Below are 13,155 nucleotides of genomic sequence, written 5' to 3'. Positions count from 1 at the left end.
ATGGCCTCTTCGCGAACAAGCTTTGCTCCCGCCGCAAAAAAACTGTGGGAGCAAAGCTTGCTCGCGATGACGGCTCCAACAGCAGCACAAATCCCCCGGCCCGGCCAATGAGGTGGCGATGAAACCGATAGCCATCATCGGCGCCGGCCCGGCCGGTATCCGTGCTGCGCAGACATTGGTCGCCCACGGCCTATACCCGGTTCTGCTGGACGAAGCCGCCCGCGGTGGCGGACAGATCTATCGGCGCCAACCGGCCAATTTCAAGCGCTCGCCGGGCAAGCTCTATGGCTTCGAAGCGCACAAGGCCAACGCCATCCACCAGACGCTCGACGCATTGCGCGAACAGCTCGACTATCGTCCCGACACCCTGGTGTGGAACGCCGAGGCCGGCCTGCTCGATACCCTGCATGAAGGCCGCGCCGACCGTCTCGAGTACGCCAGCGTGATCGTCGCAACTGGCGCCACCGACCGGGTCCTGCCTGTGCCGGGGTGGACCCTGCCCGGGGTGTACAGCCTGGGCGCGGCGCAGATCGCGCTGAAGTTCCAGGGGTGCGCCATCGGTGAACGGGTGGTGTTCGCCGGCAGCGGCCCCTTGCTGTATCTGGTGGCCTATCAATACGCCCGGGCCGGCGCCAACGTGGTCGCGGTGCTCGACAGTTCGCCCTTTAGCGCCCAGGTCCGCGCCCTGCCCGGCCTGCTGGCGCAACCGGCCACCCTCGCCAAGGGCCTCTACTACCGCGCCTGGCTGACCGCCCATGGCATCGCCGTGCATCAAGGCGCGAGCCTGTCGCGTCTCGACGGAGCACGCCGGGTGCAGTCACTGAAATGGCGCAATGCACGCGGCGAACACACCCTCGACTGCGATGCGGTGGCCTTCGCCCACGGCTTGCGCAGCGAAACCCAACTGGCCGACTTGCTGGGCTGTGACTTCACCTGGAACGCCCTCAATCGCGCCTGGCTGCCCCAACGGGACCTCGCCGGGCGCAGCAGCGTGCCGGGGATTTACCTGGCCGGTGACGGTGCCGGAATCATGGGTGCCGACGCGGCTGAAATGGCCGGCGAACGGGCAGCCCTGGCCTTGCTCGAAGACAGCGGTTATCTGATCGACCCGCAGCGTTGCACTCAGTTGGAACAATCGCTGGAACGCATCGGCCATTTCCGACAGGGCCTGGAACGCGCGTTTGCCTTTCCTGAAGAGTGGGCCGCCGCCGCTGCCGATAACCTGATGATTTGCCGCTGCGAAGAAGTCAGCGCCGGCGACATCCGCCAGGTGGTGGGTGAAGGCCATTGGGAAATCAATCGGGTCAAGGCGCATTGCCGGGTCGGCATGGGCCGCTGCCAGGGACGAATGTGCGGTGCCGCCGCGGCGGAAATCATCGCCCGCGAAAGTGGCCGCACCGTTTCCAGCATCGGCCGTTTGCGGGCCCAGGCGCCGATCAAGCCCATGCCGTTCGGCCTGGAGGTCGAGCCATGATCGAAGTGGATGCAGTGATCATTGGCGGCGGCATCGTCGGTGCCTCGGCCGCGTTGTTCCTGAGCAAGGCCGGACGCCGGGTGGTGTTGCTGGAGCGCGACTTCTGCGGTTCGCACTCCAGCGGCGTTAACTACGGCGGTGTGCGCCGCCAGGGCCGACCGTTGTCGCAATTGCCCTTGTCGCAACGGGCCCATGAAATCTGGAGCCAGTTGCCACAATTGATCGGCATCGATGGTGAGTACCAGCGCAGCGGTCATCTGAAACTGGCCCGCAGCGCTGAAGATCTGCAAGCGCTGCACGACTACGCCGTCGCCAGCCAAGGGTTTGGCCTGGATCTGCAACTGCTCGATCGCGATGCGTTGCGCGCCCGTTTTCCGTGGGTCGGCACTGTCGCGGTCGGAGCGTCGCTGTGCCCGGACGACGGCCACGCCAATCCACGCCTGGTATCGCCTGCCTTTGCCCAGGCCGCTCGCCGGCAGGGCGCGCTAGTCCACGAACAGTGCGCCGTCAGCAACGTGGTACACGACGGCCAGCGCTTTGCCGTACATACCGCAACGGGCCTGACGTTCCATGCGCCCTGGCTGCTGAACTGCGCCGGTGCCTGGGCGAGTCAGTTCGCCGCGCAGTTCGGCGAAGCGGTGCCGATGCACGCCGGGCATCCGGCGATGCTGGTCACCGAGCCCTTGCCCTTGGTCATGGACGCCAGCACTGGCGTCGAAGGCGGCGGCATCTATGCCCGCCAGGTTTCACGCGGCAATTGCGTGCTGGGCGGCGGCCAAGGTTTTGCCTTGGACGCCGCTCGCGCCCGACCCGGCCAGAATGCGGTGCTGGAAATCCTGCACCAGGCGGTCGAACTCTACCCATTCCTGGAAGGCGCCCAGGCGATTCGTACCTGGAGCGGCACCGAAGGTTACCTGCCCGATCGCCAGCCGGTGATCGGCCACAGCAGCACCCAGCCCGGTCTGTTGCACGCGTTCGGCTTTGCCGGTGCGGGCTTCCAGATCGGCCCGGCGGTGGGCCAGGCGCTTACCGAGATCATCTGCAGCGGGGCTTCGACCACGCCGCTGGATGCGTTTTCCATCACCCGGTTTCACTCCATCTCCGTTGCTTGATAGAGGAAGGTCGCGCCAATGAATAACGTCAAACGCAGTGCACTGTTCGGTTTCTGCTCGCTGGGTTCCGCTTGCCTGGGCACCCTGCTCCCGCTCACCCAGGCGTTGGCCGAGCCGACGCTTTACCTGGGCATGAACGGCGGAACCATGGAGCGGCTCTACGCCGACAAGGTCTTGCCGGCCTTCGAGAAAGCCAACAACGTCAAAGTGGTCATCGTGCCCGGCACCTCCGCCGACATCCTGGCCAAAGTCCAGGCCAGCAAAGGCAACCCGCAGATGCATGTGATGTTCCTCGATGACGGCATCATGTATCGCGCCATCGCCATGGGCTTGTGCGACAAGCTCGAAGACAGCCCGCCCCTGGCGCAGATCCCGGCCAAGGGACGCATCAAGGATCAAGCCGTGGCCGTCAGCCTCGGGGTGACGGGGCTGGCCTACAACACTCGGCTGTTCAAGGAGAAGGGCTGGAATACGCCCACTTCATGGATGGACCTGGCCGATCCGCGCTTCAAGGACAAAGTGGTGTTCCAGTCGATGGCCTCGTCCACATTCGGCCTGCACGGTTTCCTGATGTTCAACCGGATCCAGGGCGGCAGCGAAACCGACGTCGAGCCGGGCTTCAAAGCGTGGCCAAATACAGTGGGACGCAACGTGCTGGAGTACATCCCGAGCTCGGCGAAGATATCCGAAATGCTGCAGACCGACGAAGCCGCGCTGTTCCCGCTGACGCCGACCCAGGTGACCGCGTTGAAACTCAAGGGCATGCCGGTCGAATATGCCCAGCCGAAGGAAGGCGCCGTGGTCCTCAACGTCGCCGAATGCGCCATCGCCCAAAACACTCAACCGGAGCTGGCGCAAAAGCTCGCGGCTTTCCTGCTGACCCCGCAAGCCCAGGCCATCGCCCTGGAAGAAGGCGACCAGATCCCGTCCAACCCCAACACCCCGACCACCGACAAGACCCGCGGCCAGGTGGAAGCGATGAAGCAATACCTGGAAACAGCGATTGCGGTGGATTGGGACCAGGTCAACGAACAACGCCCGGCCTGGAACGCCCGCTGGAACCGCAGCATCGAGCGCTAGCGCGCGCTTTGCAGTTATCATGCGGCCTACTCACAATGAATTGAACAGATGACCTGTGGCGAGGGAGCTTGCTCCCGCTGGGTTCTGTAGGAGCCTGCGATCTTTTGATCTTGATCTTTCGCTTGGGATTCAAGTGTTAGGGGAAAGATCGCAGCCTCGTTGCACTCGACAGCTCCTACACAGCTCCTACACGGCTCCTACACAGCTCCTACGCAGCTCCCACAGCGCCGCCGAGCGGGAGCAAGCACCCTCGCCACAGTTTTTTTTCGCGCTCTTTTTTCTTGATCAATAGCGAACCTCTCCATGCACACCCTCGCCCAACTACGCGCCGGCCAGCTCTCAGGCATTACTCGGCTGGACCTGGCCTGCGGCTTGACGGAGTTTCCCAGGGAAATCTTCGACCTGGCCGATTCCCTCGAGATTCTCAACCTCAGCGGCAATCAGTTGGACACGCTGCCCGACGACCTGCATCGGCTGACTCGCCTGCGCGTGCTGTTCTGTTCGGACAACCGCTTCACCGAACTGCCCGAATGCCTGGGCCGTTGCAGCGCGTTGACCATGGTCGGTTTCAAGGCCAACCGCATCGCGCGCGTCACGGGCGCCGCGCTGCCACCACGGCTGCGCTGGCTGATCCTGACCGACAACTGCGTCAACCAATTGCCGGATGAACTGGGCCAACGCCCCTCTCTGCAGAAACTGATGCTGGCCGGCAACCGTTTGCAGCAGCTGCCGGCGAGCCTGGGTCAGTGTCATCGACTCGAACTGCTACGCATCGCCGCCAACCAACTGACCGAACTGCCGCAATGGTTGCTCAAGCTGCCAAGCCTCAGCTGGCTGGCCTACGCTGGCAACCCGCTGCAAGCCCAGGCAGAAGCGGCGGCCCTGAATAGCACAACGCCTATCGCCTGGGCGCATCTGGAACTGCAACAGCCACTGGGCGAAGGCGCGTCGGGGGTAATTCATCAGGCGCTCTGGCGGACGCCCGGCCAGGTGGCGCAAAAGGTCGCAGTGAAGCTGTACAAAGGCCAGATGACCAGCGACGGCTCGCCCCTGCATGAGATGCATGCCTGCATCACTGCCGGTCGACACCCGAACCTGATTGAGGTGCTGGGCCAGGTTGCCGGACACCCCGAGCAACAGGCCGGGCTGGTGATGGCGCTGATCGAGCCCAGCTACCGTAACCTCGCCGGGCTGCCGAGCCTGGCGTCGTGCAGCCGCGACGTGTATGCCGATGAGCTGCGCCTCAGCGCCCCAGCGGCCCTGCGCATCGCCCATGGCATCGCCTCGGTGGCGGCGCACCTGCACCGCCAGGGCATCACCCACGGGGATCTCTACGGGCACAATATCCTGTGCAATGACCAGGGCGATTGCCTGCTGGGGGATTTTGGCGCCGCGTCGTTCCACGCCACCACGGACAACCTTCAAACCCGCGCACTGCAACGCATCGAAGTGCGGGCCTTCGGGATTCTGCTGGGGGAATTGCTGGCGCGGATCGAACCGGCGCTCGGTGCGCAGGATCTTGCGTGGCTGCAGGATTTGCAGGCGCGCTGCTGTCAGTCGGATGTGCTGGCGCGACCGGGGTTTGATGAGATCGAAGGTTTACTGCGTGACCGTGGCGAGGGAGCTTGCTCCCGCTGGACTCTGTAGGAGCTGGCGAAGCCTGCGATCTTTTGATCTTGATCTTGATCTTTCGCTTGAGACTCAAGTGTCTGGGGAAAGATCGCAGCCTCGTTGCACTCGACAGCTCCTACACAGCTCCTACACAGCTCCTACACAGCGCCTATGCGCCGCCGAGTGGGAGCAAGCTCCCTCGCCACAGGGGATTGCCTGTACTTCGCTTAACCCGCCAACCCGACAAACATGTCCTGCACGTCATCGTGGTTGTCGAGGCCTTCGAGGAACGCTTCGACTTCAGCCATCTGCTCGTCGGTCAGGCCGCTGACCGGGTTTTTCGGCTGATAGCCCAGCTTGGCCGACAATACGGTGAAGCCCTGCTCCGGCAAAGCCTTCTGTACCGCATCGAGGTCGGCAGGATCGGTGATGAACAGCGTCGCGCCTTCTTCGCCCGGCTCGAAATCCTGGGCACCGGCCTCGATGGCGGCCATTTCCGGATCGGCGTCCGGGCTGTCCGGCGCGGCTTCGATCATGCCGACATGGTTGAAGTCCCACGCCACCGAACCCGAGGCGCCGAGTTGGCCCTTGCGGAACGCGACGCGAATTTCGGCAACGGTACGGTTGATGTTATCGGTCACGCATTCAACGATCAGCGGCACCTGGTGCGGCGCGAACCCTTCGTAGGTGACGCGGTGGTATTGCACGGTTTCACCGAGCTGGCCAGAACCTTTCTTGATCGCACGCTCCAGGGTCTCGCGGGGCATCGAGGCCTTCTTCGCCTGTTCGACCACCAGTCGCAAGTGCGCGTTGGTAGCGGTATCAGCGCCGTTGCGCGCGGCAATGGTGATTTCCTTCACCAATTTGCCGAAGATCTTGCCCTTGGCGTTGGCAGCCGCTTCTTTGTGTTTAACCTTCCACTGTGCGCCCATTACTCACTCTCTTGTCTGACGCGCCGAGACATCTGCCGGCCGGCGCTGTGGCGCAAGTTTATACGGCCTAAACCGGCTGATCGACCAAAAAATTCACCCTGCCGGATCGACATTTTCACAGCGTGTTGTAGGGCGTTTCTGAAATAGCGATTCACAAGCACCGTTTCCCCTCGCGGTTTCGTACCCTCTGCGCCTCTCTCCCCGCCAGTAGGAGCTGCGATGCGCAACGACACGGAAAGCCCCTTCAGCCTGACGCTCACGCAAAGCGACTTGCAACTGCAAGTCTTGCGGTTCAATGGCCGCGAAGCCCTCAACCAGCCATACCGCTTTGACCTCGAACTGATCGGCCTGGCCCCACCGATACCCCCCGACCTGCTCTTGGGGCATCCGGCCTTCCTGCGCCTGGACGGCGAATCGGGCGTCCATGGGGTTGTCCACAGCGTCAGCCTGAGTGCCCTGGCGCCGCGGCGCATCGGCTATCGCTTGACGTTGGTCCCCTACCTCCAGCAACTGGAGCAAGGCCCGCGGCGCCGGGTTTTCCATCGGCTCAGCGTGGTGCAGGTGCTGCAACGCCTGCTGGAAGAACATGCGCTGCCTGTCGACAGTTACCGTTTCGAACTGCCCCATGGGCAGTATCCGTGTCGCCCGTTTTGCATCCAGTACGACGAAAGCGACCTGACCCTCCTGCAACGACTGTGCGAGGAAGAAGGCATTCATTACCACTTCGAACACACTCCCCAGGGCCATGTCCTGGTGTTTGCCGAAGACCCCAAGAGCTTTCCCGCGCGCCCCATCGAACTGTCCCTGCGCCCGAACGACAGCCTGCTGCCGGCCGTCAAGCGCTTGTATTTGCGTCACCATCCGATCATGCCAGGCCTGCCCGTCGGGTTCAGCGACCGGGCCTCGTCCGACACCCAAGCCTCGGCGACGAATCAACCCCTTGAACGGATCGATCACGAAGGCATGCGCGGCAACCCGGCCTTGGCTCACCGTTACCAGGCTGGTCGCCGTCACCTTGAACGGCTGCGCTGCCGGCAACGGGAAATCCATGGCCACAGCACCCAAGCGGCCCTGCACGGCGGCGACATCGTGCAGATCTGCGAGCACCCGGTTTCCACCTTCAACGATCAATGGCTGATCACCGAAGTCCAGCATCGCGGGCGGCAGTTTTCGATCCTGGAACCGGACTTGCCCGCCGCACCGTCGGCCCGTGGCTACCGCAACCGGTTCACCGCCATTCCCTGGTCCACTGTGTTCAGGCCGGCCCTCAAGCATCCCAAGCCCTGCATCCCCGGATACCACCTGGCCCATGTACTCGGCCGCGCCGGCCAACCAGCCACCCCCGATGAACGTGGCCAGGTGTGTGTCAGCCTGTGGGCGCCGGACCAGGACGGCATCACGCTGCCCGTGTCGCGGCTGACGTTGGGTGGCAGCCCCAGCCTTTTGGCCGGCAGCGAAGTGCTGGTGAGCTTTCTCGATGGCGACCCCGATCGACCGGTGCTGTGCCCAGGGGCTGTCGATACCGGCGCAGGCCATACCGCCACGCGCCCGAAATCGCCCCGTGGCAATCATGATGCCGGGCTGCTGTTGGACTGGCTGCTCAATCCGCCGGACTTCACGCCCTGACCCAACCCGGTGGCTTGATGCCGGCAAAACTGATCTGGCTCATGCCAATTCAACGAAACGGGCTTACAGTAAATAGACAACGCCGCGCTAGACGGCGCTCTACCCTGATCGTTGGAGATCCCTGCAATGCCCTGGAAGAACTCAGAAAGCCGCTACAGTACCGTCACGGTGACCTTGCATTGGCTGATGCTGGTGCTGCTGGCCGTGGTTTATGCCTGCATCGAATTCCGGGGAATTTTCCCCAAGGGCAGCGATGGCCGGACCCTGATCAAGGAAGCGCACTTCATGCTCGGCCTGACAGTGCTCCTCCTGGTCTGTCTACGCCTGTTCGCCCGCAGCATGGGTAAGGCTCCGGCGACTTTCCCGGCCTCGCCTGTGTGGCAAACCCTCCTGGCTCGCCTGATGCACTGGGCGCTGTACCTGTTCATGATCGCCATGCCGCTGCTGGGCTGGCTGATCACCAGCGCCGAAGGGCATCAGGTGATGTTCTACGGTTTCGACCTGCCCTTGCTCATCGATCAGGACAAGGCGTTTGCCAAGCAGCTGGAAGGCTGGCATGTGCTGGGCGGCACCATCGGCTATTGGTTGATTGGCTTGCATGCCTTGGCGGGGCTGTACCACCACTATGTGGTACGGGATAACACGCTGCTGCGGATGATGCCCAAACGCGGTTGATCGCCGTTACTCGAACCCTCGGCGGCCTTGCAAACCGCCGGTGTGGACGAAGATCAAACGGGTGCCAGGGGCAATCCCTCCGGCCTCGACCCGCGCTTTAAGCACCATCAAGGCTTTGCCGGTGTACAACGGCTCCAGTTCGATGGCCGCCGTGGTTTCGATGAACTCGGTGAGTTCGGCATCGACCCGGGCGAAACCACCACGGCTGCCGTCGAACAATTCATAAAGCGCACTGCAAAGGCCCGCCTCCCCCACGATGCTTTCGACTTGCTGCGCCACGCCATGGTCCTGGGGCACCGCCAGCACGCCATAGACCGGACGCTGCCCCGCTTCAGCCAGTACCAGCCCAGCCAGCGACGTTCCGGTACCGCAGGCCAGCCACCAACCGTGAAAGTCCGCCCAGCCCAACGTCGCCAGTTGCTCACCGACACTGGCTGCCCAGGCCATGCAACCTTGTGCGCCAGGCAACCCCGAACCGCCCTCGGGCACCGGATGCAAATGTGGATAGCGCATCTGCCACGGCGCCCAGAAACCCGGCGCGTGTCGCTCTCGGTATCCGCCATACCCCAGCCAGTGCAGGTCCATGCCAAACGCTTTCAGGTCGCGCACTGTCGGCGTGTCCTGGGGGTGACCACGCAACAGCCCCATCGTGGGAAACCCGAAGCGCTTGCCCGCCGCCGCCAACGCATGCAAATGGTTGGAATAGGCCCCACCCAGGCTAATGACCCCCTCGGCACCGGCCTCATGGGCGGCGCGCAAATGATGAATCAGCTTGAACCACTTGTTGCCACTGATCAGCGGATCGATCCGGTCCAGGCGCAACACCGCCACCTCAACACCGGCGCGGGCGAGCCAGTCCAGGTGAAGGGGTTCGAGCCGGGGTTGGGGATGCCAGTCGAGGGCAGGAAGCAGCATGGCAGCAGGCCAGGGGGAAATAGGCCGGCATCTTAACAGCTTGGCAGCGGGTGATTTCAGGTTCACCACATCCCCCTGTGGGAGCGAGCTTGCTCGCTCCCACAAGGGGTTTCCTTGGGGGGTGTGTTACAACTGCGCCGCCAACCGCGAACCCTGGTTGATCGCCCGCTTGGCGTCCAGTTCCGCCGCCACGTCGGCACCGCCGATGAGGTGAACGCTCTGCCCCGCCGCTTCCAGGCCTTCCTGCAATTCACGCAGCGGATCCTGGCCGGCGCAGATCACGATGTTGTCCACGGCCAGCACCTGTGGCTCGCCGGTTTCGCCGATGCGAATGTGCAGGCCGTCGTCGTCGATCTTCAGGTACTCGACACTGTTGAGCATCTGCACCTGCTTGTTCTTCAGGCCCGTGCGGTGGATCCAGCCAGTGGTCTTGCCCAGGCCGTCACCGACCTTGGACGTCTTGCGTTGCAACAGGAACACCTGGCGCGCCGGTGCATGAGGTTCGGCCTTGATCCCGGCGACGCCGCCACGAGCCTCGAGGTGGGTGTCGATACCCCACTCCTTCCAGAACGCCTCGCGGTCCTGGCTGGTGGCAACGCCTTGGTGAACCAGGAACTCCGACACGTCGAAGCCGATACCGCCGGCGCCGATCACCGCGACGCTGCGGCCCACCGGCTTGCGCTCCAGGATCACGTCCAGGTAGCTCAACACCTTGGCATGCTCCACCCCGGGAATCGCCGGCACGCGCGGCGCGATGCCCGTGGCGAGGATGATCTCGTCGTAACCGCCAGCCACCAACTGCGCAACATCCACCCGGGTGTCGAGGCACAACTCGACATGGCTGGTCTGCAATTTGCGCTTGAAGTAGCGCAGGGTTTCGAAGAACTCTTCCTTGCCTGGCACGCGCTTGGCGACGTTGAACTGGCCACCGATTTCACTGGCCGAATCGAACAGCGTCACCTGATGCCCACGCTCGGCCGCCACCGTGGCAGCGGACAAGCCGGCCGGGCCGGCACCGACCACGGCGATTTTCTTCACCTGGGTTACCGGCAAATAGTTGAGCTCGGTTTCGTGACAGGCCCGCGGGTTGACAAGGCAACTGGTGAGCTTGCCGCCGAAGGTGTGGTCCAGGCACGCCTGGTTGCAACCGATGCAGGTGTTGATTTCATCGCTGCGACCGGCAGCGGCCTTGTTGACGAACTCCGGATCGGCCAGGAACGGCCGGGCCATGGAGACCATGTCGGCGTCGCCTTCGGCGAGGATCTGCTCGGCCACTTCCGGGGTGTTGATGCGGTTGGTGGTGATCAGCGGGATGCTCACCGAACCACGCAACTTGGCCGTGACCTTGCTGAACGCCGCCCGCGGAACCTTGGTGGCGATGGTAGGAATTCGCGCTTCGTGCCAACCGATCCCGGTGTTGATAATCGTCGCGCCGGCCTGCTCGATGGCCTTGGCCAACTGGACGATTTCGTCCCAGGTGCTGCCGCCTTCCACCAGATCGAGCATCGACAGACGAAAAATGATGATGAAATTCGGGCCCACCGCCTCGCGCACTCGACGGACGATTTCCACCGGCAGGCGCATGCGGTTTTCATAGCTGCCGCCCCAACGGTCGGTACGGTGGTTGGTGTGGGCCGCCAGGAACTGGTTAATGAAATAACCTTCCGAGCCCATGATCTCGACCCCGTCATATTCGGCCTTCTGGGCCAGGACCGAGCAGGTGACGAAATCGCTGATCTGTTTCTCGATACCCTCCTCGTCCAGCGCCTTGGGCTTGAACGGGTTGATCGGCGCCTGGATCGCGCTCGGAGCCACTTGCTTGGGGCTGTAGGCGTAGCGCCCGGCATGGAGAATCTGCATGCAGATCTTGCCACCGGCCTCGTGTACGGCCCGGGTAACGATCTGGTGTTTGAGCGCTTCTTCTTCGGTGGTCAGCTTGGCCGCGCCGGAGTAAACACCGCCTTCGTCATTCGGCCCGATTCCACCCGTGACCATCAGGCCTACGCCACCCCGGGCGCGCTCGGCAAAATACGCCGCCATGCGTTCGAAGCCGCCGGGTTTCTCTTCCAGACCAGTGTGCATCGAGCCCATCAGGGTACGGTTGCGCAAGGTGGTGAAACCCAGGTCCAACGGGGCCAGCAGGTGCGGGTAATGAGAGGCGGTCATCGGTAACTCCACAACGGGCGATCACGGGAAAAGCGCAAGCTCTGCGGCTTGCGTCTGTCATGACCCACAGCGTAAGAGTCGGGATGCGGGCGCTCAATGACCGTAACTGACAACTTAATGATCAAAACGTGCAGGGCGCAGTCGTGCGTGACTCCCAGAGGGATGGGTCAGTCCTATCAACGCTGGCTCACGTGCTCAAACCCAAAAATAACGCTAATACAGAGTCGTCATTGCATGCATCCCCAACGAAAAATGCTGCACAACGAGTTGCACGCCCGCCCGTCGCTGTATTTCGACGAACCGGCCCACGTCTTCCACCTGGCGTTTCTGGGCGACAATGCCCAGTGCAACGCGCTGCTCGCGCGACTGTGCCCTGAAACCGTCGCAGCAGAGGCGGCACAAGGCATCACCCGCCTTGAAGGACATCCGCTCAAGTGGGAGCGCCACGCCGAGTTCTTCACCCTGACCCTGGTCGTGCCTGCCAGCACCAATGAACTGCACTGGACAACGCTGCCCGAATGCCTTGCCCAGGGTATCGAAGGTCATTCCCAGCACCTGATCAATGCCGTTCAGGTGGTGGTGCGCGCAGAAGCCGGTCTCGACCTGCCCAGCTACGGTTTCAAGGACCCTTGCGGCTCTTGCGTGGGCGGTGGCGATGCGGTGGTCTGGAGCGATTTTCGCCTGACCGAGGATGGCACCAATCGCCTGCTGTTCATCAACCGACGGCTCAACGCCTATCGCCAGGGCCGCATGATCCGGCGCCTGCTGGAAATCGAGACCTACCGGATGATGGCGTCCTTGTCGCTCAACACCGCCAAGGCACTGGACCCGCAACTGAACGAATTCGATCGCACCCTGGTGAGCCTGTCCGAACGCAACGCCAATGCCAGCGGCGTGCATGCCAAGGCCCTGCTGGAAGACATCGCCCTGCTGTCTCGCCAGGTCGTCAGCAGTACGGTCAGGAATCGCCACCGTTTCAGCGCCACCCGCGCCTACGCCCAACTGGTGTTCGAGCGCCTGGGGGAGTTGCGCGAAAGTCACCTGGGGGATTGCCAGCGGCTGGGCGTGTTCATCGAACGGCGTTTCAAACCCACGGTGCGTTATTGCGCAGCCACCGAACAACGCCTCGAACAACTGGCCATGAGCGTCGCCAACCTGGGTGACTTGCTGCAAGCCCGCGTGCAGGTCGAGATGGAAGACCAGAACGCCGAGATCCTGCGCAGCCTCAATGCCCGCGCCGATGCTCAGATCAAGATCCAGCGCGCGGTGGAAGGCCTGTCGATCATTGCCATCACCTACTACCTGATCAATCTGTTCAAACTGGTCTACAGCGGGCTGCACACCTTGGGCGCAAACCTCTCGGCCCGCGAGGCACTGCTGGGCATGACGCCACCGGTGCTGTTGATCCTGCTGCTGATTCTGATCCGGATCAGGAAGGCCAAAAGTCACTAGTGCGCCTTGCCAGCGCAGAGGGCGTCCAAGGGTTCCATGGACGCCTTTGCGTTTGCCGAGCGTGATTAACAATCAGCGCCCGCCCTTCGCTAATCCCTTGTTTTACCGTACC

10 protein-coding genes are annotated in these 13,155 nt (G+C 63.1%); 7 read left to right on the top strand and 3 right to left on the bottom strand.

Annotated elements, in window-relative coordinates; genetic code table 11:
- Nucleotides 1-118 precede the first annotated feature (118 nt).
- The 4 genes from GFU70_RS09695 (at nt 119) to GFU70_RS09680 (ending at nt 5,313) form a co-directional block, all read left to right on the top strand.
- Complete coding sequence (locus GFU70_RS09695) at nt 119-1,474, top strand: NAD(P)/FAD-dependent oxidoreductase (protein ID WP_153387939.1); 1,356 nt, start codon at nt 119-121, stop codon at nt 1,472-1,474.
- Nucleotides 1,471-2,586 (top strand): NAD(P)/FAD-dependent oxidoreductase, encoded by a 1,116-nt coding sequence (locus tag GFU70_RS09690; RefSeq protein ID WP_116642792.1) that lies wholly within the window; start codon nt 1,471-1,473, stop codon nt 2,584-2,586. The genes GFU70_RS09695 and GFU70_RS09690 overlap by 4 nt, the downstream gene beginning before the upstream one ends.
- An 18-nt stretch (nt 2,587-2,604) precedes the next feature.
- Nucleotides 2,605-3,666 carry an ABC transporter substrate-binding protein gene (locus GFU70_RS09685; RefSeq protein ID WP_058544043.1) on the top strand — a complete coding sequence of 354 codons (1,062 nt, stop codon included), beginning with the start codon at nt 2,605-2,607 and terminating at the stop codon, nt 3,664-3,666.
- A 303-nt stretch (nt 3,667-3,969) separates the two neighbouring features.
- A complete protein-coding gene (locus GFU70_RS09680) occupies nt 3,970-5,313 on the top strand; it encodes a leucine-rich repeat-containing protein kinase family protein (protein WP_153387938.1) in 1,344 nt (447 codons plus the stop codon).
- 191 nt (nt 5,314-5,504) lie between these two features.
- On the opposite strand, the gene GFU70_RS09675 is transcribed toward GFU70_RS09680, so the two are convergent.
- Entirely contained in the window at nt 5,505-6,209 is a 705-nt protein-coding gene (locus GFU70_RS09675; RefSeq protein ID WP_058544045.1) for a YebC/PmpR family DNA-binding transcriptional regulator, read from the bottom strand.
- Nucleotides 6,210-6,428: 219 nt separating this feature from the next.
- On the opposite strand from GFU70_RS09675, the gene GFU70_RS09670 reads away from it, so the two are divergent.
- Nucleotides 6,429-7,835 carry a type VI secretion system Vgr family protein gene (locus GFU70_RS09670; protein WP_153387937.1) on the top strand — a complete coding sequence of 469 codons (1,407 nt, stop codon included), beginning with the start codon at nt 6,429-6,431 and terminating at the stop codon, nt 7,833-7,835.
- 126 nt (nt 7,836-7,961) lie between these two features.
- The gene (locus tag GFU70_RS09665) at nt 7,962-8,510 is read left to right on the top strand and encodes a cytochrome b (protein WP_153387936.1); all 549 of its coding nucleotides are present in this window, start codon (nt 7,962-7,964) and stop codon (nt 8,508-8,510) included.
- A 6-nt stretch (nt 8,511-8,516) separates the two neighbouring features.
- Here the strand turns inward: GFU70_RS09665 and GFU70_RS09660 are convergent, their stop codons facing one another.
- Both GFU70_RS09660 and GFU70_RS09655 read right to left on the bottom strand, forming a co-directional pair.
- On the bottom strand, nt 8,517-9,425 hold the full coding sequence (locus GFU70_RS09660) for a 1-aminocyclopropane-1-carboxylate deaminase/D-cysteine desulfhydrase (RefSeq protein ID WP_153387935.1): 909 nt from the start codon (nt 9,423-9,425) through the stop codon (nt 8,517-8,519).
- A 126-nt stretch (nt 9,426-9,551) separates the two neighbouring features.
- The gene (locus GFU70_RS09655) at nt 9,552-11,591 is read right to left on the bottom strand and encodes an FAD-dependent oxidoreductase (protein WP_153387934.1); all 2,040 of its coding nucleotides are present in this window, start codon (nt 11,589-11,591) and stop codon (nt 9,552-9,554) included.
- 234 nt (nt 11,592-11,825) lie between these two features.
- Between GFU70_RS09655 and GFU70_RS09650 the strand changes: the two genes are divergently transcribed.
- Nucleotides 11,826-13,043, top strand: a complete 1,218-nt coding sequence (locus tag GFU70_RS09650) for a DUF3422 domain-containing protein (RefSeq protein WP_058544050.1) — start codon at nt 11,826-11,828, stop codon at nt 13,041-13,043.
- Nucleotides 13,044-13,155 lie beyond the last annotated feature (112 nt).

Source organism: Pseudomonas brassicacearum, assembly GCF_009601685.2.
Taxonomy (GTDB): domain Bacteria; phylum Pseudomonadota; class Gammaproteobacteria; order Pseudomonadales; family Pseudomonadaceae; genus Aquipseudomonas; species Aquipseudomonas kilonensis_B.
This window is presented reverse-complemented; position numbering and strand designations above follow the sequence as displayed.